This window comes from Actinomadura rudentiformis (assembly GCF_008923185.1).
Lineage (GTDB): Bacteria > Actinomycetota > Actinomycetes > Streptosporangiales > Streptosporangiaceae > Spirillospora > Spirillospora rudentiformis.
On record NZ_WBMT01000030.1, the window covers coordinates 38,934 to 63,321 of the forward strand.

The 24,388-nt window shown below is 68.7% G+C and carries 18 protein-coding genes; 8 read left to right on the forward strand and 10 right to left on the reverse strand.

Annotated features, from left to right (window positions below):
* Window positions 1–6 precede the first annotated feature (6 nt).
* The 4 genes from F8566_RS44975 to F8566_RS44990 all read right to left on the reverse strand — a co-directional run bounded on the left by F8566_RS44975 (window position 7) and on the right by F8566_RS44990 (window position 3,591).
* Complete coding sequence (locus F8566_RS44975) at window positions 7–546, reverse strand: MauE/DoxX family redox-associated membrane protein (protein WP_151569740.1); 540 nt, start codon at window positions 544–546, stop codon at window positions 7–9.
* 45 nt (window positions 547–591) lie between these two features.
* Window positions 592–1,569 (reverse strand): helix-turn-helix domain-containing protein, encoded by a 978-nt coding sequence (locus tag F8566_RS44980; RefSeq protein ID WP_192810212.1) that lies wholly within the window; start codon window positions 1,567–1,569, stop codon window positions 592–594.
* A 294-nt stretch (window positions 1,570–1,863) separates the two neighbouring features.
* Entirely contained in the window at window positions 1,864–2,535 is a 672-nt protein-coding gene (locus F8566_RS44985; RefSeq protein ID WP_151569743.1) for a cutinase family protein, read from the reverse strand.
* 78 nt (window positions 2,536–2,613) lie between these two features.
* Window positions 2,614–3,591, reverse strand: coding sequence for a helix-turn-helix domain-containing protein (locus tag F8566_RS44990; protein WP_151569745.1), 978 nt, complete (start codon window positions 3,589–3,591; stop codon window positions 2,614–2,616).
* 117 nt (window positions 3,592–3,708) lie between these two features.
* Between F8566_RS44990 and F8566_RS44995 the strand changes: the two genes are divergently transcribed.
* The 7 genes from F8566_RS44995 to F8566_RS45025 all read left to right on the forward strand — a co-directional run bounded on the left by F8566_RS44995 (window position 3,709) and on the right by F8566_RS45025 (window position 11,984).
* Window positions 3,709–4,584, forward strand: coding sequence for a branched-chain amino acid ABC transporter permease (locus F8566_RS44995; protein ID WP_192810213.1), 876 nt, complete (start codon window positions 3,709–3,711; stop codon window positions 4,582–4,584).
* The gene (locus F8566_RS45000) at window positions 4,545–5,750 is read left to right on the forward strand and encodes an ABC transporter substrate-binding protein (RefSeq protein ID WP_151569749.1); all 1,206 of its coding nucleotides are present in this window, start codon (window positions 4,545–4,547) and stop codon (window positions 5,748–5,750) included. Before F8566_RS44995 ends, F8566_RS45000 begins: the two co-directional genes overlap by 40 nt.
* Entirely contained in the window at window positions 5,747–7,498 is a 1,752-nt protein-coding gene (locus F8566_RS45005; protein WP_192810214.1) for a branched-chain amino acid ABC transporter ATP-binding protein/permease, read from the forward strand. The genes F8566_RS45000 and F8566_RS45005 overlap by 4 nt, the downstream gene beginning before the upstream one ends.
* On the forward strand, window positions 7,498–8,181 hold the full coding sequence (locus F8566_RS45010; protein ID WP_151569753.1) for an ABC transporter ATP-binding protein: 684 nt from the start codon (window positions 7,498–7,500) through the stop codon (window positions 8,179–8,181). The genes F8566_RS45005 and F8566_RS45010 overlap by 1 nt, the downstream gene beginning before the upstream one ends.
* A 27-nt stretch (window positions 8,182–8,208) precedes the next feature.
* Window positions 8,209–9,618, forward strand: coding sequence for an amidase (locus tag F8566_RS45015; protein ID WP_151569755.1), 1,410 nt, complete (start codon window positions 8,209–8,211; stop codon window positions 9,616–9,618).
* A 122-nt stretch (window positions 9,619–9,740) separates the two neighbouring features.
* Window positions 9,741–10,853 (forward strand): CapA family protein, encoded by a 1,113-nt coding sequence (locus F8566_RS45020; protein WP_151569757.1) that lies wholly within the window; start codon window positions 9,741–9,743, stop codon window positions 10,851–10,853.
* 87 nt (window positions 10,854–10,940) lie between these two features.
* Entirely contained in the window at window positions 10,941–11,984 is a 1,044-nt protein-coding gene (locus F8566_RS45025; protein ID WP_151569759.1) for a DUF6461 domain-containing protein, read from the forward strand.
* A gap of 163 nt (window positions 11,985–12,147) precedes the next feature.
* On the opposite strand, the gene F8566_RS45030 is transcribed toward F8566_RS45025, so the two are convergent.
* The 5 genes from F8566_RS45030 to F8566_RS45050 all read right to left on the reverse strand — a co-directional run bounded on the left by F8566_RS45030 (window position 12,148) and on the right by F8566_RS45050 (window position 17,734).
* On the reverse strand, window positions 12,148–13,749 hold the full coding sequence (locus F8566_RS45030) for an ATP-binding protein (protein WP_404800405.1): 1,602 nt from the start codon (window positions 13,747–13,749) through the stop codon (window positions 12,148–12,150).
* A gap of 79 nt (window positions 13,750–13,828) precedes the next feature.
* Window positions 13,829–14,422: a GTP-binding protein gene (locus tag F8566_RS45035; RefSeq protein ID WP_151569764.1), complete on the reverse strand. Its 594-nt coding sequence runs from the start codon at window positions 14,420–14,422 to the stop codon at window positions 13,829–13,831.
* Window positions 14,397–14,795, reverse strand: coding sequence for a DUF742 domain-containing protein (locus F8566_RS45040; RefSeq protein WP_151569766.1), 399 nt, complete (start codon window positions 14,793–14,795; stop codon window positions 14,397–14,399). The genes F8566_RS45035 and F8566_RS45040 overlap by 26 nt, the downstream gene beginning before the upstream one ends.
* Window positions 14,796–14,820: 25 nt before the next feature.
* Complete coding sequence (locus F8566_RS45045) at window positions 14,821–15,285, reverse strand: roadblock/LC7 domain-containing protein (protein ID WP_151569768.1); 465 nt, start codon at window positions 15,283–15,285, stop codon at window positions 14,821–14,823.
* Window positions 15,266–17,734, reverse strand: coding sequence for a sensor histidine kinase (locus F8566_RS45050; RefSeq protein WP_225994104.1), 2,469 nt, complete (start codon window positions 17,732–17,734; stop codon window positions 15,266–15,268). The genes F8566_RS45045 and F8566_RS45050 overlap by 20 nt, the downstream gene beginning before the upstream one ends.
* Before the next feature lie 407 nt (window positions 17,735–18,141).
* Here F8566_RS45050 and F8566_RS45055 point away from each other — a divergent pair, with 407 nt between their 5' ends.
* Window positions 18,142–19,287 (forward strand): substrate-binding domain-containing protein, encoded by a 1,146-nt coding sequence (locus F8566_RS45055; protein ID WP_151569770.1) that lies wholly within the window; start codon window positions 18,142–18,144, stop codon window positions 19,285–19,287.
* A gap of 71 nt (window positions 19,288–19,358) precedes the next feature.
* On the opposite strand, the gene F8566_RS45060 is transcribed toward F8566_RS45055, so the two are convergent.
* Window positions 19,359–24,326 (reverse strand): family 43 glycosylhydrolase, encoded by a 4,968-nt coding sequence (locus F8566_RS45060; protein WP_151569772.1) that lies wholly within the window; start codon window positions 24,324–24,326, stop codon window positions 19,359–19,361.
* Window positions 24,327–24,388 lie beyond the last annotated feature (62 nt).

The window sequence follows — 24,388 nt, forward strand, 5'->3', positions numbered from 1 at the left end:
CTGTGCTCATCGGCCATCAGCCCTTTGTGTGAATCGGATCAGCGAGAGGAGTTCGCCGAGGTGCATGAGGACAAGCGCCCAGAAGATGCCCACCGGGACGCTGATCATCAGCACCGCGGCATCCGCGGCGTGCTGACCGGAGGGCGAGATCGCCAAGCCCGACGCCGCCAGCACCAGCAGGATGGTGTTCCGGTAGAGATGCGCGGCCCCCACCGGCTCGACCGAGCTTCCGAAGCACTGACAGGAAGCCTGGTCGTTTCGTCTGATGGCCCTCGCGATCATCCCTGAGAAGGCCACGAGCAGCAGGATGCACGCGATGAATCCGTATGTGGTGCCGTAAGGGATGAGCAACAAGGAGGCCACGGCGAACTCCGCGGCGATCACCAGGGCACCGACTCCCAGGGCGATTCTCGGCGGCACCAGGCCGGTCGCCTCAATCACGTTTCGAAAGGACCGCCAAGCTTCGATCCGGTGAACCTTGCTCACACTCGCCACCAGGAAGGTGACGGCAAGCGCCACTCTGATGGAAACATCGAGAAAAGCCATTCAACCTCCACGCGGGAGTCACCCGCGGTGTGCCGCCGATGTTGATCATCTGGCGGGGTCGGGAATCCTGTCAGTGTTTCTCTGTGCAGACTGTGTGTCCGTCCGTGCATCCCAGACGTCATGGCGGTATTGCCCGGGAGGCATTCCGTAGGTGGCGCGGAAGAGCTTGCTGAAGTGAGCGCGCTCGGTGAATCCCCAACGGCTCGCGATGGCGTGGATGGGCCGCCCGCTCAGCGCCGGGTCCGCCAGGTCCTGCCGGCAACGCTCAAGCCGGCGTCGCCTGATCCACGCCGTGACGGTGTGCCCGCCTTGGTCCTGGAACAGCTTGTGCAGATGGCGCAGTGAAATCTGATGGGCGTCGGCGATGCTCTGCGGGGTCAGCCTCGGGTCGTCCAGGTGCTGCTCGATGAAGCCGTGGATCTTTGTGACCAGCGGCGATTCAGGTGCCCCCACCTCACGGGTGCACAACGCGGCGATCAAGTCGAGCAGAACCCGGCTGATGGTGGCCCGCTCCGGGGCCGTGCACTCGCCGGCATGCCGCATCACGACGTTCAGATAGCGCGAGAGCAAGGCCCCCGTGGCCTCGCCGGCGCTGATCGGCACACCAACCAGGCTGTCGACCGCACTCGGCAGCGCGGAGCGCGGGAACTGCACGCGAACGGAGATGGCCAGCCCAGGCGCTGCCCGGCTTTCAAAGGGATGCGAACTCGTGCGCAAGAAGAGCCGCCCTGGCCCCACCTCCACATGCCGGCCGCACTGCGTGTGCCAGACCGAGCCGGCCCGCACCAGGCAAAGTTGATATACCTCGGGATTCCACTGCCGGATCAACCGCTCCGTTCGCGTCACCCGGATTCCGGAACTGATGAGTTCCGATATCCGCACCGCACCCAGCTCCATGTGCCGGTACGTCGCGTGAAAGTCCTCGTCCGAATCGTTTCGGAGCTCGACCGGGAACTCCGTCTCCGACAACATCTCCTGCCAGCACGCCAGGCGCTCCAGTCGTAGTGTGTCGATCTCGAACAACGCCGAGTCACCCCACGCCATCAGATCTCCAAGAATCTGCAGGCACTACCGAGCGATCGCCCCCGCTCGCACTCCTCACCTGAGGCAGATGGCGACCACCGCGACTCCAGTGACCGAGCCGACGGACCCGGCCATGATGCGTCGAACGCAGCGCCTGTCTCTCGACGATGCGCGCACGGTTACCGAACATCCGTGCACTACGGAACGTAAGGATGTAATCGCAGACAGTCAATGGATGGGTGCATTGACAAGAAGGGGAGCGGCCAAAGGCCGCTCCCCTTCTTTTGTTTGCTTTTAGAGCTTGCTGATGGCGAAATCGGCGGCCTCGTTGGCGTTACCGCCGTAGCTCAGGTGTGCCAGGACGTTGAATCCGTTTCCGCAAACCGGGTCACCGGCAGCGCAGAAGTCCTTGGCCCGGTTCCAGTAAGGGGTGCTGAGTGGCGTCGTGATGTTCTTTCCGATGAGGTGGCTCGGGTCGCCGAAGACCATGACGGCGGCGATACGGGATTCGAACTCGGACGGAATCGTGGTCTTGGCGTCACCCAGGCTCTTCAGGCCGATCGCGTTGTCGACGACGAAGGCGCCCTGGGAGTAGCCGACGAGCACGAACTTCTGGCTGGGGCAGGACTGGGCCTGTTGCTTGATGTGGTTGACCAGGTCGATCGTGCCCTTGGAGGGGCCGCTGAGGTCGATGCTGGCCGGGTATTTGACCGAGTACAGGCTCGTCGACCTGAGTGGCTGCAGCTTGCGCTTCATGGTGTTGTACACCTGGTCTCCGACGATGAGACCGGCGGTCCCGGGCTCGAACGTTCCGCGTGCGGAGACGACCTCGACGGTCGTGCACGCCGCCGCCTGTGCGGGAGTCGCCGCAGTGATGGCGAGTCCGCCTCCGCAGACCAGAATTGCTGACGCGGTGGCGATCCGCGTACTCGCACGTCGTTGTTTCCGGGACCAGGGAATGCGCATCGAGCACCTCTTCGCTTGCGGGGGATGGAGCGAGAAAGCAAGCGAGAGACTAATCACCCGGAAAATGTAATAAACTAGTTATTCGACAAAGTTTTGTCTTTTACTTGTCAGGTGGCTGAGGGTGTCGCCGGGGCGGAAGCGGGCGCGGAACTCCCGGGGAGACAGGCCGAACTCGGCCTTGAAGAGCTTGCCGAAATGGCTGGGGTCGTGAATGCCCCAGCGGGCCGCCACGGCGTACGACGGAAGGTGGGACAGGGCGGGATCGGCAAGGTCCCGGCGGATGCGGTCCAGGCGCCTCCGCCGGATGTGATCGCCCAGTGTCTCGCCCTGCTTCTGGAACAGGACGTGCAGGGTGCGGACCGAGATGTGGTGGGCGGCTGCGATCTGCGCTGGTGAGAACTGCCGGTCCAGGTGCCGGTCGATGTGTTCGAGGATCCGCTCCAGCGTGCGCGTGTGGGAGGGCTGCGCGGGCCGGCCGCCGTGCTCGCGGACGAGGGTCCGGACGACGCCCGTGACGTGCTCGCCCATCTCTCCCCTCGACAGCGGTCCGAGGTGGTGGCCCCGGTGGGCGAGCTCGACGAGCATCGAGGACAGGATCCGGCCGCAGGGAGAGCGGCTGAGCTCCGGGTTCGCCACGGTGTTCGGGATCCGTTGCGCGAGCGAGATCGTGCCGGGGTCCAGCCGTACCACGAGCCAGCGGTAGGCGTCGCCGAGGTCCAGACGGTACGGGTGCCCGCCGCTGTAGAAGACGACGTCGCCTGGAGACAGGGGGCACACGCGGCCGTCCTGCTCGATCGTCCCGTCACCTTCCAGCATCAGGCCCAGTGCGATGCCGAAGTCCTGCGCCAAGGGCGCCGTGTGCGGGCTGACTTGTGCCGGTTGCTCGCCGGCGATGTCGCATGCGGTGAGAGCGCCGAACCGGTGGAGGCGGGTGTCGGCGGCGTAGGGAGTCGTCGTCCGCACCAGGACGGCGTCGAACGCCTTGGCGGGGTCGCGGACGTCGGGGTCCATGTAGCCGTAGACGATCGTGCCGTCCGGGCGGGCTTCGAGGGGCATGAGCTCCTCCTCTGCGCTCCAGTACCAGAAGTGTGCGCTGTCGTGCCAACACGGCCTTCCGGAGTGGCCGATATTGCCATTCATCTCCTGTTCGCGGAAGAGGAAGGACGTCGCCACGTGGACGTACTCCTGGCGATCATCACCCTGTTCGGCCTCTACGGGCTCGTCACCGTCGGCATGGCCGTGACCTTCGCGGCGACCCGCGTGGTGAACCTGGCGCAGGGCGACCTGGTCATGGTGGGGGCGTACACGGCGGCGGTCGTGACCGGGCCGGCGTTCGGCTGGCGGGTGACGCTCGCCCTGGTGGGCGCGGCTCCGCTGCTGGTGCTGATCGAACGGCTTCTGCTGCGGCGTCCCCTCTCGGACCCGCTGGCGACCATGCTCGTCACCTGGGGTGTCGGCATGGCGCTGCGTCAGGTGGCGGAGCTGCAGTTCACCTCCACCGCCCGCTCCGTCAAGCCGCCGATCGCCGGGACCGTGACGGTGCTGACCGCTCCCTATCCGGCGTACCGGCTGGTCTGCGGCCTGGTCGCCGTCGCGGTCATCGGGCTGGTGCTGCTGGCGGCCTACCGGACGGGCTGGGGACTCACGCTGCGCGCCGTCGCCGACAACCCGACCATGGCGGCGCTGCTCGGCATTGACCCGCGCAGGCTCCGCACCATCGCGTTCGTGCTCGGCGGGCTGCTGGCCGTGCTGGCGGGTGCTCTGTACAGCCCGCTGCTGGCAGTGACTCCGACCATGGGCTTCGGCCTGCTGGTCCCCGTGTTCTTCGGCCTGTTGTTCAGCCGCCCTGGCGCGCTCGCGACGGCGGCCGCCGCCGCCCTGCTCATCGCCGCCCTGTCGGTGCTGCTGCGCGTCTGGATGAGCGACGTCCTGGCCGAGGTCCTGTTCTATCTGATCATCGTTGCGATCGCGGCGCTGCGCTCGCGTCCCTGGATTCGGAGGTACTCCTCATGGCTCACACGCGTTCGCGTGCCGGCGCGGGCGTCCTGACCGCCGCCGTCGTGCTGCTGGCCCTGAGCGGCTGCGGCGGATCGGCGGTCTCGGACGCCCAGGACGGCGGGAAGGGGCCGTTGAAGATCGGCGTCATCGTGCCGCTCACCGGACCCGTCTCCTCGACCGGTAAGGCCCTGCGCAACGGCTTCGAGCTGGGCGTCAAGAAGGTCAACGCCGCAGGCGGCGTGGGCGGCGAGAAGGTGCGGTACGTCGTTGTCGACGACGCGGGCGACCCGGCGACTTCGACGCAGCTCGCGCGCAGGCTCATCCAGCAGGACCGGGTGTCGATGCTGTTCGGCACGATCACCGGGGACACCGCCGAGGCCGTGGGCAAGGTCGCCGACGACGCGAAGGTCCCGTTCGGCACGGCCATCCTCGGCGACGTCGAGCGGTGCCACCCCTACGGGTGGGGCTTCGGCGAGAGCACCCGTCAGCTCCTCACGCCGACCATGCCCAAGCTGATCGAGAAGTACGGCCCGAAGGTGGCGATTGTCGGCTCGGACTACAACTACCCGCACTTCTACGCGGGCGTGGTCAAGGAGCTGGTGAAACGGGAGGGCGGCTCGGTCGTCGCCGAGGAGTACAGCCCGATCGGGCAGACCGACTGGCAGCCGGTGATCAAGCGGCTCAAGGCGGCGAGACCGCAGGTGCTGATGGCCATGGTCGTCGGCGCCGACGCGGTGTCGTTCAGCCAGCAGGCCAAGCAGTTCGGCCTGCTCACTCCCGGACTCGGCTACGAGGGCGCGCCCCTGGACAGCGACTACCACCCGGCGCTGGGCGCCCTGGTGAACGGCCGCACGCACACCGTGCGCTGGGCCGACGGCCTGGACGACCCTGAGAGCCGCACGTTCGTGGCGGACTACCGGGCGGCTTACACGTTCAACGCCCCCATACCCGAAGTGGCGGGCAACGCCTACTTCGGCGTCCAGTTCTTCCTGGCCGCCGCGAAGAAGGCCGGCAGCTCCGACGGCAAGGCGATCAACTCCGAGATCGCCCGGTTGACCTTCGACTCGCCGCTCGGCAAGGGCACCCGCTTCGACCCCGCCAACCACGTGTTCCAGGCCGACATGCTGGAAGCGACGATCAAGCCGGGCATGGAGTACGAGGTGAGCCGCAGGCTCGGCCGGATCGCCGACACCACGCCCAAGCCGGGGTGCTCGTGATCACGCAGGTCCGCCATGGCGCCGCCGTGCCACGGACCGGCGGGCGGGGTCTGCGTCTGAACGTGGCGGTACCGTTCGTCCTGATCCTCGTTCTCTTGGCGGCGGCTCCGTTCGGGCTGAGCACCTTCGCGGTGGCGACCCTGACGCTGGGCTTGTGCAACGGGTTGTTCGCCTACGGCCTGGACCTGTCCTGGGGACGGGCGGGGCTGCTCAGCGTCGGCCACGCCTCCTTCTTCGGGCTCGGCGCGTACGCCGTCGCGCTCAGCCAGGAGCACGGTTGGCCGCCGGCCGCACTGCTGGCACTGGCCTTGCTGACCTCCGTCGGCATCGCCGTGCCCGTCGTCCGGATCGGGCTGGCCTCCGGCGTGCCGGATGCGCCGCTCATCCTGCTGACGATCGGCGTCAGCCTGCTGCTCCAGCACGCCGCCACGAGCCTCACCGACCTGACGGGCGGGACCAACGGGCTGTCGATCGGCGGCTCGGACACGGTCTCGATGTACTACCTGACACTCCTGGTGGTGGCCGCCACGGTCGCCCTGACCAGCGTGACGGTCGTCCGCAGCCGGTTCGGCGCACGGCTGATCGCGGCGTCCCGCAATCCGGAGCGCGCCGCCCAGACCGGCATCGACCCGGTGCGCGTCCGCACCGCGGCCTTCGCGGCGAGCGCGGCGGTGTCGACGGTCGCGGGTGCCCTCTACGCGCCCGCCGCCGGGCTGGTGTCACCGCAGATCTTCGGGCTCGGCCTGTCGACCAGCGTGCTCGTCTGGCTTGCGCTGGGCGGGCGGAACTCGACCCTGGGCCCGTTCCTCGGCGCGATCCTGATCACGGCGGGCGGGCAGATGCTCGGCAGCACCTGGCAGGGCTGGTACGTGCTCGGGCTCGCCGCCCTGTTCGTGCTCGTCGTCCAGGTGGCCCCGGCGGGGCTGGCGGGGATCTCCCAGGTCTGGACGCGCGGACCCGCGCTGAAACTGCCCCCGGCGGCGGCGCCCCGGCACCGCAAGACCGACGCTGACACAGAAGAAGGTGACACAGAAGAAGATGACGCCGAGGAAACGGCAGCGCTGTCGCTCCAGGGAATCCGCAAGTCCTTCGGCCCGGTCGACGTGCTGCGCGGCGTCGACCTGACGATCGGGAACGGCCGCTGCGTCTGCCTGATCGGCCCCAACGGCGCGGGCAAGAGCACGCTGCTCGGCATCGTCGCGGGCCAGCTCACCGCCGACACGGGAGAGGTACGGATCTTCGGTGTGGCCGCCGGCGGGCTGCCCGTGCACGACCGCGTCCGCTTGGGCGTGGGCAGGATGTTCCAGATCCCCAGCGTCCTGACGGAGCTGTCACCCGCCGACAACACCCGGCTGGCCCGCCTGATCGCGCCCCGGCACATAGAACTGCCCGCCGAATACGACGACCTGGCCCGCGACGACACCGGCGAGGCCAAGGCACTGCCGCTGGCCGACCGGCGGCGGCTGGAACTGGCCATGGTGCTGGCCGGGGCGCCCCGGCTGATGCTGCTCGACGAGCCGGCGGCCGGGCTCGGCCCCGACGACGCCCGCGCGCTCATCCGCGAGCTGAAGGACGTCTCGCGCAGGACGGGCTGCACACTGCTCGTCGTCGAACACGACATGGCGATCGTCCGCGAACTGGCCGACGACGTCGTGGTCCTGCACGACGGACGGGTGATCGCCCACGGGCCCATGGACGAGATCGCCGCCGACCCCGCCGTGCGCGAGGCCTACCTGGGAGTGCACTGATGCTGGAACTCGACGGGATCGGCGGCGGGTACGGGCAGGCCGAAGTCGTCCGCGACGTGGACCTGCGCGTTGCGGAGGGCGAACGGGTCGCCCTGCTCGGCCGCAACGGCACCGGCAAGACCACCCTGCTGCGCACGATCTTCGGCCTGGCCGATCGGCAGGGCGGGCACGTCCGCCTGGCCGGACGTCCCGTGCCGCCCGGACGTCCCGACCTGCTCGCGCGCCGGGGCGCCGCGCTGATGCCCGAGGACCGGGGCGTGTTCCCCACCCTCACCGTCGCGGAGAACCTCCGCTTGGCCGAGCGGCGGAGCTTCGTCCCGGCAGTCGATCCCTGCGAGATCTTTCCGATGCTCACCGAACGGCGCGGGCAGCCCGCCGGAACGCTGTCCGGTGGGCAGAAACAGCAGCTCGGCATCGCCCGCGCGATCCTGTCCGGGCGGTCGATGATCGTCGTGGACGAGCTCACCCAGGGCCTGCAGCCGTCCCTCGTGCGTGCGGTCCTGGAGTCGCTGGCCCGCATCGCCGCCACCGGCGTCTGCGTGGTGACGGTCGACCAGCACGCCGGACTGCTCCTCGACCGGTGCGACCGCGCGATCGTCATGGAGGCGGGCCGCATCGTCTTCGACGGCCCGAGCACGCCGGGGACACGCGAAGAACTCGACCGGCTTCTGGCAGTCGCCTGACCATCACCGCCACAGATTGGAGCCCTCATGGACCCGTTCGACTCCGCCGTGCGCCTGGCACAGGCCGTGCGCAAGCGCGAACTGAGCCCGGTCGAGATCGTCGACGCCTATCTTGAGCGCATCGACCGGTTCGATCCCGAGATCGGAGCCTTCGTCTGGCGCAACGACGAGGACGTGCGCCGAGCCGCCCGGCGGGCGGAGCAGGCCGTCATGGACGGCGAAGAGCTTGCGGCCTTCCACGGAGTGCCCATTCCGATCAAGGACCTGACCATGGTCGCCGGGCAGCCCGCCACGTTCGGGAGCCGGGGGATGTCCGACGCGCCCCGGACCTCCACCGACCCGGTCGTGACCCGGCTCCTCGACGCGGGCTTCCTGTTGATGGGCAGGACCAGCACCCCGGACATGGGAATGCTCACCGCCACGGAGAGCTCCCGTTACGGCATCACCCGCAACCCGTGGAACCCGGCCTTCTCATCGGGAGGATCCAGCGGCGGAGCGGCGGCGGCCGTCGCCGCCGGGCTCGCGCCCGTCGCCCACGCCAACGACGGCGGTGGCTCGATCCGCATGCCGGCCTCGTGCTGCGGGCTGGTCGGCCTCAAACCGAGCCGGGGCCGGGTGCCGCAGTACCTGGCGGCCTGGGAGCACGCCACCGTCGAAGGCGCCATCACCCGCACGGTCAGCGACGCGGCCGCGCTGCTGGACGTCATGAGCGCCCCCGACGACCTGGTGATGTACCGCGCGCCCGAGCCGCGCCGACCGTTCTCCGACGAGGTCGGACGCGACTCCGGCCCGCTGCGGATCGGCGTGCTCCTGGAAGCGCCGACCGGAGTGCCGGTCGACCCGGAGTGCGTGGCGGCGGCCGAGCGGGCGGGCCGACTGCTGGAGTCCCTCGGCCACACGGTCTTCCCGGCCTCGCCGCGCTTCTACACGGAGGAGGCGATGTCCGGCTACGCGCAGGCCGTTCTCGACGCGTCACTGTGGGCCGTGCCGTACGACGATCCCGAGAAGGCCGAGCCGCACCTGCGGTTCCGGATGGAGCGCGCCGCGACCCGCCACTCGGGGATCTACACCCGGGCGGCCGCGCTCATGCAGACCGAGTCGGTGGAGGTCCGCGCCCAGTGGGGCCGCGACTTCGACGTCCTGCTCACCCCGACGCTCGCCTGCCCGCCCCCGCAGGCCGGCGCCTGCCTGGAGGAGGCCAACGCGAACCCGGACGGATTCCGGCTCACCGAGGTCCAGATGATCTCGTTCACCTCGGTCTGCAACATCTCCGGCCTGCCCGCCGTCACGCTGCCGGTCCACACCTCGTCCGACGGCCTTCCGATCGGCGCACACCTGATCGGCGGCCCCTGGAACGAGGCGGTGCTCGTCCGCCTGGCCTCCGCCCTCGAAGAACTGGACGGCTGGCCCACCCGCCACCCCCCACACCTCACCTGACCCGCACGAAGGCGACCTTGATCACTATTCCTTAAGTTGGGAGAGAAACCCATGTGACCTGCATGGATTCGCATTCCTGGGGAACAAGCCGAGCGACATGGCACCCCACTGAGGTGTAGCGCATGCGCGGCAGAGATCTGGTGACGCTGTTCCTGTGCGGCGACGTGATGCTCGGACGGGGCGTCGACCAGATCCTTCCGCACCCTGGTGATCCGGCTTTGCTGGAGCCTTCGGTACGGGACGCGCGGGTGTACGTGGAGCTGGCCGAGGCGGAGAACGGACCGATTCCCCGCCCGGTCGGGTTCACCTGGCCCTGGGGAGACGCACTACAGACTCTCGAAACGGCAGCACCGGACGTCCGTGTGATCAATCTGGAGACCAGCGTCACTCGCAGCGGCTGGTTCGCCCCGAACAAGTTCGTGCACTACCGCATGAACCCGGCCAACGTGCCGAGCCTGGTCGCTGGGCGCCCCGACGTCTGCGCGCTGGCCAACAACCACATCCTGGACTTCGGGTACGAAGGGCTGGAGGAGACGCTCGCCACCTTGGCGGAGGCCAAGATGGTGTCGGCTGGGGCCGGACCGGATCTGAACCAGGCACAACGACCCGCGATCGTCCCGGTCGAGGGCGGCAGGGTACTGGTGTTCTCGTTCGGTACCGGCTGCAGTGGCATCGAACAGGGATGGGCCGCCACCCCGGACCGTCCGGGCGTCGCCTTCGTTCCAGAGCTCTCCGACACCGGCGCCGCCAAGATCACCGAACGGGTGCGCCAGATGAAGCGTCCGGAAGACATCGCTGTCGTCTCCATTCATTGGGGCTCCAACTGGGGGTACGGGGTTTCCCACGCCCAGACCCGGTTCGCGCACGCACTCATCGACGGCGGCGTGGACGTCGTCCACGGTCACTCGTCCCACCACCCCCGCCCCATGGAGCTGTACGGCGGCAAGCTGATCCTCTACGGCTGCGGCGACTTCATCGACGACTACGAGGGCATCGCCGGCTACGAGAGGTACCGCGACGACCTCCGGCTGCTGTATCTCGCCTCGGTCCAGCCCCGGACGGGCATGCTGGCCGACCTCAAGATGATCGCCATGCAGTCCCGGCACCTCGCGCTCCGGCCTGCCTCGCTCGACGACGTCCAGTGGCTCACCGCCCTGCTCAACCGGATCAGCCGCGGCCTCGGCGTCCGTATCGACGCCGAACATGACGGAACGCTCGTCCTCAACCCGACCTGAGGGCGCCGCTCGACCGCGTCGGCTGAGGCGACCGCGCGCCCAGGTCGTCATGACGGTGGTGTCCGACCCTCCTCGCATAATCCGGGCATGAGCGATGGCGCGATTGCGTATTACAGCCGGATGCTGGACGAGCATGCGTTGTCGGAGGCGGCGTGCTGGACGGTCATCGAACCCATCGGTGAACCGATCACGATCGAGACCGTCGCCCAGCGGCTCGGAGCCGAACCTGCGGACATCCGGGAGCGGCCCTGGACCGCTGCCTACGACGAGCCAGGGGATGTCCAGGTGGTGCATCTGGCGCAGGCCGGAGCGGCTGTGGTCATGGTCGAGGTCAACGGTTTCCAGGGCAAAGCGCAGATCGAGCGGCTCAGCGAAGAGGCACGCGTGCACAGCGCGTACTGGAACGTCAATGCGGTCAGTTCGTTGAGCTGCGCGGCCTACGGGCAGTTGCTGGTCGCTTTCGAGGGGCTGTTTCCCGACCAGCGGCACGGCATCGACATCTGCGCGCTGGATGAGGAGCTGGATCCGTTGTACGTGGCGTTGCATGCGCTGCATGACGACGAAGGCGACAGTTTGTGGGCTGTCATGATGGCGATCGTCGAGCGGCGTACCGGTATCCGTTTCGACGAAGAGTGGTTGAGCGAGGACTGTCCGGCGATCCTGCTTCCCCAGACCCGCCGTCACCGCAAGGCCATTGAGCACGGAGGCTTCTTCGACCCGGAGCTGGAGGCGGCGTTGTGGCTGGCGTCCTCCACCGCCTACCAGGCGTTCACCCATGACCTGGTCGAGCTGCTGGTGGAGGTGGGGGAGCTCGCCGACGAGCCGGAGATTCAGCCGATCTTGGAATGCCTCGCTGCGGAGGGGCCGGTGGGAGACCAGCGCTATCAGCCGCTGGAGCAGTTCGCTGCACGTACCGGCGACGACTTCGAGAACACCTCGATCGCCATGCCCGTCCGGACCAGCCGCACCTGGCGCCGGATGCACGCAGCGTGGGCTCTGCAGCACGCGCTCGTTCCACCGGCACACACCCCCCGTGCGGTGCACAGCCTGCTGGCCCTCCGGCTGATCCTCGGCGACCAGTGGCTGCCTGTCCGCAACCGCCTACGCCGCCACTTGCTCCGCACCCCGTGACTAGGGCTTCAGAGACCGAAGCAGCGGACCATTTGGGGGTGGAAACAGCCGAAGATGATGTGCGGTGGCCGTGGTCTCGGTGCGGACCAGGTGGGTGGAGGTCCTGGCGATCGAGCAGTTGCCGGGGCTGCCACTCCAGCGACGTCGGCCTGCTCGTTGTCTGTTAGGCGTGGATGAGGGTGACGGTCCGGCCGCTGGGTGAGGTGGCGGTGTCGATGCCGGTGCGGGCGGTGATCGGTGGGGCATCGGTGCGGCGGTCGAAGACGAGCAGGGTGCCGGTGTCCAGGCCGAGCCGGCCCAGGTAGGCGTCGAGTTGCTCCAGGCCGGGCTTGATCTGGTCGCCGGAGACGTCGCTGCGGACCTTCAGTTCGAACGCCGACCACTGGATCGCCGGCTGTCCGGTTTCGTCGGTATAGGGCTTGCGGATGGTCAGGTCCAGCCGCTTCTTGCCGAGGGCGTACTCGCGGTCGATGTGGCCGCCTCCGTTGACCACGCGCTGCAGGAACGCCATGAAGATCAGATGGCAGGCCGCCTCGTGGTAGGTGCGGTCGGTGTCGATGATCTCCCCGTTGGCCTTCCACCAGGCCGTGAACTCGTTCAGCAGGCGGGCGATGTCCAGGCGGCCGTCCGGCAGCAGGAAGGCCTGCGGATCGGCCTGGATGTTGATCTCCAGGAGCTGGGTCAGTGCGCGCACCACTGTCTCTTGGTAGATCGGGTTGGCGATCTGGACCGTCCTGGTCCGGGCGATCAGACCGAGGTCGCGAACGTAGGCCAGGTCGTCGTTGTACACCACGTCGCCCGGCGCCGTACCCCCGATGATCATCGGTTCGATGATCCGCCGCACCCGGGGTTCGGAGAGCCGGGCGACCAGCGAGTCCAGGTGGGTGGCGCGCTGGACGATGAGCCGTTCGACGGCCTGTTCCATCAGCGAGTCGGTGATCGGCTGCTCGACCGGGATGCTCATCTCCTCGATGATGTCGCGGGCCAGCGCGTTGAGCAGCCACGGCTGCCCCTGGCTGGCCTCGAAGGCCCGCTGGATCGCGTAGCCGGTGAACGCCTGCCCGGTCGCCTCGGTGTGCTGCCCGTACAGCTCGGCGACCTCCTCCAGGCCGAAGTCCCCGATCCGCATCGACTCAACGCTGATGTTGAACGGGCTCTGCGTGCCCAGCCGGGTCGGGTCGCCTCCCGAGGCGGCCTTGTAGTCCCGGACGTTGCGCATCCCGCACAGCACCACCGAGTGCGGGAACGGCGTGTCGATGGAGGTCGCGCCGTCACGCAACTGCCGCAGCACGGACACCAGTGCCGGACCGGCCAGCGCGTCGATCTCGTCGAACAACAGCACCAGCGGTCGGGAACTCTTTCGTGCCCAGGCCCGCAGCGCGGCGAACACCATCCCGAGCGGGCTCGCCTCCGGCCATCGCCCGGGCGGCCGGCAGTCTGTCGTCAGCCCCTGGTCCTCCGCCGCGTAGTGCATCCCCTCCAGGATCGCTTCCTGCGCCGAGGCCAAGTCCTCCACCCCGGCCGCCCTCTCACACGACACCCGGACCGCGGCGTAGCGGCCAGTGCCGTTCAGCTCGTGGGCCAGCGCTCGCAGCGCGGTGGTCTTGCCGGTCTGGCGTGGCGCGTGCACCACGAAGTATTTGCCCTGCTCTGCCAGCCGGAGCGCGTTGGGGAGCCGGGCCAGGGGGTCGAGCATGTAATCCCGACCCGGAACACAGGGGCCCGCCGTGTTGAAAGCCTTCACCCTACGTATCCTAATGGTCACGACTTGCGCCGATCCCAGTTTCTACCCGGTGGAGCGGGCGAAGAATCGTGTGCTGCCGTGGGGGCCGCAGGGTGCGGGATCAGGTTGTTACGGCTGCTTCGGCTCGGGACAGGGCGAGTTGGAGTACGGCTAGGAGGGCGTCTCGGACTGAGCCTGTTTTGCGGGCGTCGAAGACGATGAGCGGTACGTGCTCGGCCATGTCGAGGGCCCACCGAACCTCGTCCAGGTCGTGTTCGATCGTTCCGTCGAAGGCGTTGATCGCGACCACGAACGGGATGTCCTTGTACTCGAAGTAGTCCACCGCCGCGTAGCAGTCGTCCAGGCGGCGGGTGTCGACGATCACCAGGCCGCCGAGGGCGCCCTCGACCAGGTCGTCCCACATGAAGCCGAACCGTTCCTGGCCCGGGGTGCCGAACAGGTAGAGCTTCAGCGTCGGGTCGATGGTGAGGCAGCCGAAGTCCATGGCGACCGTGGTCGTGGTCTTGGCGGGAGTGTGCGTGAGATCGTCCACGCCTGCCGCGACCTCGGTGATCGCGGCCTCCGTGGTGAGCGGTCGGATCTCGGAGATCGAGGCCACGGCCGTGGTCTTGCCGACTCCGAAGCCGCCGGCGATGACCAGCTTGACCGGGAGCGGCGGCCGTTCGGTTTCAGTCGGGGACGGCACGGAGACCATCGATGATCCTTCGCAGTACGGAGACGTCGTGGGTGGCCCTGATGTCGGGCACGTAGATGGCCAGGTACTCGGCGGCGCACAGATCCTCGGCCAGCACGCGGATCACGTTGAGGTGCAGCCGCAGCCCGGCGGCGAGTTCCGCCACCGACTGCGGCGACCTGCAGGCGGCGACGATGTCGTGGTGTTCGAAGGTGAGCGAGTTGAGAACGGAGAGTCCCGTCGGAGTCGACACCACCTGGGTCTCGAGGGGGAGCGGCGGCGCGGTGCCGCCCCCCGACACCCGGCCCGCGGTCAGCAGGAACGGCCTGATCGCGGGTGCGCGGCCGACCGGCCCCGCCTCTGCTTCGTGTGATGCCGGTTCATCGGCGGCCATCACGATCCCCTCCTCCGTGCCTGGATCAGCTCGCGCCGACGCTGTTCTTCAGCTCCAGCACCAGTTGGGGGGTGAGCGCGGCCCCGGCGCGGTTGCCGAAGAGCGCCATCTCGTAGGCGATGTTGCCCAGCTTCGCCTCCTTCGAGGCAACGACGCCGAGGACGGCGCCGTTGCCGATGGCCGACACCAGGACGTGGCCGCCCTCCAGGTCGATGATGACCTTGTTGAGGGCGCCCAGGCCGTAGTTGCCGGAGGCGCCTGAGGCGAGACTGATGATGCCGGACACGATCGCGGCGAGCCGATCGGAGTCGGCCTGGTCGCGCAGCTGGGAGACCGCGATCAGCAGGCCGTCGGACGAGACCGCGATGGCGTCGACGACACCGGCGGTCTCGGTGGCGAACTGCTTGAGCAGCCAGGTGAAGTCCGTTGCGGCGGCCCGCAGGTCGCGTTCCGCCCACTCGGGCCTGCCTTCACCGGTCGACGTGGTCACTGCCCGACTCCTTCCTTGGGTCCTGGTGTGGCGATGGTGCCGGTTGTGGTGATGGTGCCGGTTCCGCCTGAGGAAGGGAGCTGTCCTGCTCTGCCTGGCGTACGGCGGCCTCGAACTCTTCGAGTTCCGAGCGGACCGCGTCGGCGTCGACGGGCCGGCGCACGTCCGCGATCCCGCCGTCGGCCGGTGGTGTGGTCATGGAGAGAGTCGCGCCCCGTACACGCCGCCGCAACGGCCGGGGGCCCTGTTGCGGTTCGGGCGGGGTGGCGGTCTGCTCCGCGCCGGTACGGGTCCGGACGCGCCGGGGGAGGCCGCCCTCCGGCGGTTGCCGTTCGGCGTCGGGGGCCGGGGCCGGTACGGGCAGGAGCGCGGGCTCGGCGGCCGGCCGCTCGGGCCTGGACGAGAGCGCCGTCACGGTCCCGGTCGGTCCCGTGGTCTGGGACGGCGTGGGGTCTGCGGGGTTCATGGTCAGCAGCAGCGCGGAGGGGACCCAGACGGTGCTGGTGACACCGCCGCCCGGCGTGCGGCTCAGGGTGACCCGGATGCCCCAGCGCCGGGCGAGGGTGCCGATGACGAAGAGGCCGAGCACCTTGGTCGGTACGAGGTCGAGCCGTTCGCGGCGGATCAGCCGGGCGTTCTCCTCGGCGAGGCGTTCCGCGCTCATGCCGAGGCCGTGGTCGATGACCTCGATCAGCGCGCCGCCGTCCGAGGTGACGTCGGTGCCGGGCCGGACGACCACCTCGACGGGCGCGTGGGACGGGGAGAACGTGACCGCGTTGTCCAGCAGTTCGGCGAGCATCAGCGTCAGGTCGCCGATGATGTCGGGTGCGATGGTGACCTCGGTCTCGGACCGCAGGGACACCCGCTGGTATCCCTCGATCTGGCCGAGGGCCGTCCGGATGACGTTGGCCATGGTGGTCGGCTGGGCGTCGACGCCGGCCTCGCGGATCCCGGCGAGCAGCATCAGGCTGTCGGCGTTGCGCTGGAGGCGCACGGAGATGTGGTCGATGCGGTAGAGCTGCTCAAGGACATCAGGGTCGGTCTCCTCGCGTTCGACGGCGTCGATCAGGAGGAGCTGGCGTGAGGTCAGGTTGCTGACTCTGCGCCCGACGTTGCCGAACATCTCGGCGACGTTGCGGCGGCTCAGCACCTGCCGCTCCAGCAGCTGGGCGGCGGTGACCTGCACCTGGTTGAACGCCTCGGCCAGCCTGCCGATCTCGTCGCGGACCGGGACCGGGATCGCCCGCGGCCGCAGCGGGGAGCTGTCGGCCGACTCGTCGTCGGAGATCCGGGCGAGTTCCTCGCCCGCCACGTCGACCACCTGCTGGGCGGTGTCGGTCAGGGTCGCCAGGGGGCGTACGACCGAGCGCCGGACCAGGATGCAGAAGGTCAGCCAAGCGGCGAAGCCGAGCAGGGCCAGGCCGAGCATGACCGCCGCCTTGCGGAGTGCGTTCTGGGAGACGGCGTCGGCCTCGGCGGCGATGTCCCCGATCAGCGACCGCGTGATGTGGAGGCGGGACTGGGCCATCTGTGTCCCGGCGGCGAGCGACTTGGCCAGCTGCTGCGGCGTCTGGCCCTGCAGAGAACTCGGATCGATCTGGAGCTCCGCGAACTGGGCCTCGATGCCGTTCTGCTCGGCACTGCGCTCGATGCCGTCCATCCGCAAGGCCTGTTCCGGGGTGGCGATCCTGCCGAACCGGTCCGCCTGGTGGTCGTAGAGCCTGTGGGCGCCGACCGCGCGGGTGAACTCGGTGATGGCGTTGGCGTCACGCGTCTGAGCTGAGAACACGCCGCTCTCGAACGCGGCGTGGGCGGCGTCGGCGCGCAGCACCGCGTCGAGCAGGTCGACGACCGAGGAGGACGAGGTGCCGGAGAAGCGGCCGAGCCCGATGCCGTCGATCAGGTAGTCGACCGCGGAGGCGTACGCGGGGTCGATGTTGGCGGCGGGGACGTAGCTCCGCTCGAGCTTCTCGCGCAGGACGGACAGACCGCCGATGTACGAGAGCGCCTGTGCTTCCTCCCCGGCCAGACTCGAGCCGAACGCGGAACGCACGGCGGCGAGCTGCGCGTCGGTGTCCCTCTGCACACGGCGGTAGGCCGCGGACGACGGAGGGGCGACCCCGGGGCGGGCCGACTCGTACTGCACCGAGAGCAGGAGCGCCTGCCGGTGCTCGGCCTGCACGTCGTTGATCAGCTTGGCGACCTGCTCGCTGTCGCGCACCAGCTCCGCGATGCGGCTGGCGGCCCGGGCCTGGTCCACCTGGCTGTTGACGCCGATGCCGAGGAGCACGCCGACGACCGCGATGGGCGCGACCACCAGGACGTTGAGCTTCCGCCGGAACGGCCATCGGTCGAGGACGGCGCCCATCCTCCGGCGGAACCGCGCCGAGGGGTGTGCATGCGCGGGCGGGTCGGGTGTGAGCTGCGGCTCCACTGTGTTCGCAGACACCCGGGCCTCCTTCGATGTGCTCTCGAGCGGCGACCGCGCCGTCGTTGCCGCCGGACCTGCGACGAACCGGGGACGGAGGTGACGTTGTCGCAGCTCATGCCCGGATAGGAGCGAACGGGATCGTGCGCCACATGTCCGGACTGAGGTTGCAGGCTGCGTAGATTACCGTTTGCTCCATCCGTCACGTGGCTGTTCACGTGTTATGTCCCATCAAGAGTTGATTACGAATAGTTCGTGGATTATCTACTGACTGCAGTGTTTCGTCTGTTAGAACGCTCCGTCGCCGGGTCGATACCGACCGGTGATCTGCTGGCCCTTGACGGTACGCCGGAGCCATCGCTTGGATCGTCGGCGTCGTTCCCCCCTCATTCGCCCTCGTTTCCCCTCGTGCCTGCTAGGAGCCCGATATGCACCCTGCCCGCAGGGCGGCCCTGACGTCCGCCGCGCTCCTGGCCGTGGCCATCACCGCCGTCGCCGGCTGCGAGGGCTCAGCCACCACCGCGTCCCCCACCGCCGAATCCGCCGCGCCCGGCTGCCCCACCGTCCTCGCCAACGCCAAGCAGGCCGTCGAGAAGGCCGAAGACGTCAACGCCCCCTGGATCGGCCCCACCACCGGCCCCAAGGCCGTCCCCCGGAAGTCCATCGTCTACGTCGCCCAGACGATGACGAACCCCGGCGTCGCCGGTGTCGCCAAGGGCGCCCAGGAAGCCGCCAAGGTGATCGGCTGGGACCTCCGCACCATCGACGGACGCGGCACCCCCGCCGGCATCCGGGCCGCTTTCAGCCAGGCCATCGCCCTCAAGCCCGACGGCATCGTCATCGGCGGCTTCGACCCCACGTCGGCACCCCAGCAGGTTCAGCGGGCCGGTGCCGCCGGCATCCCGCTGATCGGCTGGCACGCCGTCGCCACCCCCGGTCCCAGCAAGAACCCGAAGCTCTTCAGCAACATCACCACCAAGGTCGAAGAGGTCGCCAGGATCAGCGCGGACTGGATCATCGCCCGGTCCAACGGCCGCGCGGGCGTCGTCCTCTTCACCGACGCCTCGATCCCCTTCGCCAAGAAGAAGTCCGATCTGATCAGGGCGGAGCTCGCGACCTGCTCCGACGTGAAGGTGCTGCAATACGAGAGCATCCCCATCGCCGAATCCAACACCCGCACCATCCCGTCGGTCTCCTCACTTCTCACCCGCTTCGGCGACAGGTGGACCTACTCCGCCGCCATCAACGATCTGTACTTCGACGACGCCGCCCCCGCCCTGCGCGCCGCGCGCAAGCAGGGTGGCGGCGCCCCGTTCAACATCGGCGCCGGTGACGGCGACCCGTCGGCCTTCCAGCGCATCAACGGCCGGCAGTACCAGGCCGCCACCGTGCCCGAGCCCCTGTCCGAACAGGGCTGGCAGATCATCGACGAGTTCAACCGCGCGTTCGCCGGCAAGCCTGCCAGCGGATACGTCGCCCCCGTCCACATCACCACCGCGGCCAACAGCGGCGGCGCACTGTCCTGGGACACCGAGGGCTACCGCACGGCTTACCGCAAGATCTGGAACAAGTAAGAGACGGGAAACCGATCTGGAGAGGCGGTGCCGGGCATGCGGTCACGAAGCCCAGCACCGCCATTCGGGTTTCAGTCGGCGCGGTTGATACGGATGTCGCCGCCGGTCATGGCCGTGCCGGAGGGCAGGTCGTAGACGACCTCGCCGGTGACCGTGTTCCAGATCCTCATGGTGAGTGAGTTGATTCCGCCGGTGCCCGTTCTGCCGGTTACTGCCAGGCGGTACGTGTAGGCGCCGGCGGTGCCCTGGAGTTCGGCGCGACCACCGGTGACGACCAGCCAGTCGAACGTCTTGGACGACAGGTCGATCCCACCGGCCTTGAATGCGAACTTCATGTGGCCCTCAGGAGCGGTACGGCCGTCCTTGCGGTACTTCACCAGCAGGCTGAAGCGGGCCTTTCCAGTGAGCGCCGGGTTCTTCAGGTAGGCCCCGGCCGGGGAGGTGTACCAGCCGCTGCCCGACGGGTAGCCGGCCGACCGGTCGTACACGATCGTCTCCGGGGCGGTGGCGCGCGGCCGCCCGCCGTCGTCGTCGTCGACGGTCACCACGGGCCGGTAGATGCCCGCCTTGGCGTAGGTGTGCTTCGCGGTGCAGACCCCGTCGGCGACCTTGCCGTCGCCAACGGTCCCGTCCCGCCAGTCGACCTCGCAGGTGTGGGTGTCGGCGGAGCCCGCGTCGGTGAACGGCGCCCTCAGCGTTGTGACGGCGCCCGCCTTGACCGGCCGCCCTCCGGTGGAGACCGAAGTGATGTGCGGAAGGGCGTTGGCAACGGTGAGCCTCACGGTGTCCGAGCTCTTGCCCACCGTCAGGGTGAGGGTGAACGTGCCGTCGTCGGCGCAGGTGACCGTCGTCGCTGGAGCGTTCTTGTCGGCGAACGAGCATGGCGCGCCGGTCGACCAGGTGCCGGTTCCGGAACCCGTGACCCGTCCCGCGAGCGCGATCTTCGCGCCCTCGGCCCCGGACAGGTCGGGGCCCGCGTGGGCGACGCCCACCGGTGCCACCGACTCCAGCGTCGGGACCACCTTCTTGATCGTGCCGTCGGCGTTGAACTCCAGGCGGTCGATGGTCGTCTCCCGGTGGGTGCCGTCGCCGCCCGGGATCGCGAAGCGGTGGTAGACGATGTACCAGTCGTCCGATCCCGGAACCTGGACCGCCGAGTTGTGGCCGGGACCCTTGATCCCGAGCGCGAGGTCCTTGCTGAGGATGACGTCCTGCCTGGTCCAGGGGCCGAGCGGCGACGTCGAGGTGGCGTAGGCGACCTGGTAGTCCTCGCTGCGGGTGTCGTTCTGGGACCACATCCAGTAGTAGACGCCGTCGCGCTTGAAGACGAACGAGCCCTCGTTGTAGCCGGACGGCTTGTACGTCTTCAGCTTCGCGGCGTCGAAGGAGACCATGTCGGCGTTCAGCGGCACCTGGTACCCGTTGCCGTTGCCCCAGTACAGGTAGGACGTGCCGTCATCGTCGGTGAAGACGGCCGGATCGATCATCTGGCCGCTGTACGTCCCGGCCGGGACGAGCGGCTTGCCGAGAGCGTCGGTGAACGGCCCCGTCGGGGAGTCGGAGACCGCGACGCCGAGGCTCTTGGGCCCGCCCGCCGGACCGCCGGAGAAATAGAAGTAGTACTTGCCGCTCTTCTCCGCGATCCCGGGTGCCCAGGCGCTGTCGTCGGCCCAGCTCACATCGGGCCCGAGGTCGAGGATCACGCCGTGGTCGGTCCAGTTGACCAGGTCCTTGGAGGAGTAGGCCTTGTACTGGGTGCCGCTCCAGCCTGGGAACCCGTCGGTGGTCGGATAAAGGTAGAAGGTGTCGCCGAAGACCGCGATGTTGGGGTCGGCGTTGAGGCCCGCGGGCAGCGGGCTGTTCATGACGCGCGCCTCGATGGTGACCTTGCGGGTGGCGCCGTCGGATCCGGTGACGGTGTAGCTGACGGGCCGGGACAGGTCCTGGGCCGAGCCGGAGGCGGGGCTCACCGTCGCGCCCTTCGCCAGGGTGAGGACGGGTGCGAGACGTGTCAGGTCGGTGCCCGGCTTGACCGGCAGGACGACCCGGTCACCGGTGGTCACGGCGGGCGCCTTGAGCTCCGGCACGCTGACGTCGGCCACACCGGTGGTGTTCCCCGCCAGGGTGAGGAGCTCCGATGGAGCCAGGGCCCGGCTGTAGATGCGGAAGTCGTCGACCTCACCCGCGAAGTACGGGTCCGCCTCGTACAGCGACTTGCCGATGTGGCCGCCGGCGGAGGCGGTCGGGCTGTACAGGTCGGACGGCTTGACGGTGACGTTGGTGGCCTTGGCCACGGCGACGCCGTCGAGGTAGAGGGTCGCCGTCTTGGCTGCGGAGTCGATGGTGACGGCCACGTGCTTCCACTCGCCGCCGGGCAGTGCCGTGGAGGCCGCCGCGCCCGACTCCGCCTGCCAGCCGCCCGTCGTGATCGCCGTCCTGAGCGCCCTGCTGCCGCTGGACGGCGTCATGAACAAGTACTTGTTGCTGTCAGGACCCAGGCCGAACAGCCACTGGTTGACGGTGCTGGAGGACGTCCACTTCACCCATGACGCGACCGTGACGTTGTTGAGGCCGTTGAGGACACCACGGGGAAGGGAGACGTACGGCGCGGTGGTCGAGCCGCCGGGGCCGCCCGCCATCTTGAACGAGTCGCCGTGGACGCCCTTGCCCCAGGCGGGCGTCCGGACATAGGCGCCGTTGTTGCCGTTGCCGGTCACGTCGTACGCGGTGTTGCCGGCGCCCTCGTCGAACTCATAGCGCAGCACCATGTCGTCCGGGGTGCCCGGCTCGTACGGGTTGTACGCCGCCAGCAGCCGGTCGTACTCGGCCTGGGTGACCGGAAGCACGGTGCCGTGGCGCGGCCGGGACGGCAGCGAGTAGTTCGTCGAGGCCGTCCACTTGCCCGAGGCCAGGTCGGTCGTCTCGAACGGGATGTAGCCGCGGCCGCCGAACTCGTCGATGAACAGGTACCACTTGTCCTCGGTGTTCGACTTGAAGACCGTCGGGCCCTCGCCCTGGTTGATCGCCCCCTTGCCGATGCAGTCGGAGACGAAGTCGTAGGAGGTGTCGAGGATGTCCGTCGACTTCTGCTCGATGATGAACTTGCTGCACGGGGTGGAGGAGCTGTTGTTCCGCTCGTCCTTGGTGAAGCGGTAGTAGACGCCGTCGTGCTTGATCATCGTGGAGTCGATGACCGAGTAGCCCGGGTCGTTCCAGACCTTCGCCTCCGAGAACGTGCGGAAGTCGCGGGTCGTGGCGTACATCATCTTGTTGTAGGTGCTGCCCGTGTGGTTCGGGTCGTCGGCGGAGTAGATCTTGGATGCCCAGTAGACGACGTACGCGCCGAGTTCCTCGCTGTAGTAGGCCTCGGGAGCCCAGGTGTTGCCCGCCGTGTCGGGCGAGACCTTCACCAGGCGCGGCTCGGACCAGTGGACCAGGTCGGTCGACTCCCACACCAGGATCGACGTGCTGCCGACGCGCTGGGAGGCGTCCCAGTCGCCCCAGCCATGGATCTTCAGGTCGGTGGCGATCTGGTAGAACTTGTCGCCCTCCGGGGAGCGGATGATGAACGGGTCGCGGGCACCCTTCGTGCCGATGTCCGTGGTGAGGACCGGCTTGCCGTAGTTGAGCTCGCGGTAGCGCAGCGGGTCATTGCCCTTGCTCAGGGCGTTGTAGACCTGCTCGCCGGTGGAGGTGCCCTCCCCGGTGAAGTAGCTGAACAGGTAGCCGGTCTTGGGCGCCTGCACCGGCAGCTCGGGAACCTTCGCGGTGAACACGCGCGTCGCGGTTGCGGTGCCGACCGTGACCGTCGCGGTCAGCTTGACGGTGGTGCCGCCCGCGCCGGACGCGGGCCGGCGCACGACACCGGTCGTATCGACGATGCCGGGTTTCTCCGAGTCCCACGTGACGGTCGCGCTGTGGGCGCCGGTCGTGGGCAGTGTGAGGTTGCCGCGCACGTCGTCGATGTTGTGGACGACCAGTGCCTCGGCGGCGGCGTCCGCCTTGCCCTGAGCGGTCAGGTCTGCCTTGACCGTGATCTCGAACGTCTTCGTCGCGGTGGACGCGCCACTGGTGAGCGTCGCGGTCAGGGTGGCCCGGGCGTCAGGCCCGCCGGCGGGCGGACGGGTGACCTTCCCGGCCGCGGTGATGACGGAGGCGTCACTGGTCTTCCACGTGATCGCTGAGCCGGCGTCCCCGGTGGCGGGAAGGGTGAGGTCGGTGGTGACGGCACCGGTGTCACCCAGAGAGAGCGACTGGCGGTCCTGCGCGACGACGGTCTCGGTGACCGGGGTGGCCATTGTCTGGACCTCGGTGGCAGCGAGCGCCCGATTGTAGATCCGGAAGTCGCGGAGCTTGCCCTTGAAGAACGTGTCGCCGGTGTAGAGGGAGCGGCCGAGGTAGTTGGCGGTGGTGACGCCGCCGCCGATCGAGCCCGGTGTGATGGTGACGCCGGTCTTGCGGGCCACCTCGACACCGTCGAGGTAGAGCACCGCGGTGCCGCTGGCGAGGGTGTAGTCCAGATGCTTCCAGACGCCCCGAATCAGATTCCCGCCGCCGCTCGTGGTCTGCTCGGTCGACCAGTTTCCGGTGGCCAGCGACGTCCGGTAGGCGTTGCCCGTGGTGAACAGGTAGCCGTCGCCGTGCCCGGTCGAGGGGGACGTGTTGCCCATCCCGTAGATGAAGTAGGGCGTGGCCTGGGAGGGATCGATGAGCACGTCGGCGGAGACGGTGATGTCGGTCAGTCCGCTCAGCACGTTGTCGGGCATCTTGACGTAGGTGTCGGACCCGTTGAATCCGAGTCCCTGCGTTCCAGCCCAGGCAGCGGTTCCGTTGACGCTCCCGTTCCGGCCGTTGCCGGAGGCGTCGGCGGCGACCGTTCCGGAGCTCTCGTCGAGCTTGTAGCGGAGCACCAGCCCCTCGGTCACGTCCTCAGCGTGGGCGGGGGCGTGGGCCTGGGCGGGGGTGGCGGGAAGGACGGGGAGGACGGGCAGGGCGAGCGAGGCGACAGCGCAGACGAGTGCGGCCATGCGTACACGCATGAGCTTCTCCGTTGGGGGGTACGGATGTTAGCGCAAACATTCAGAAGCAAGTGCCTGGAGTA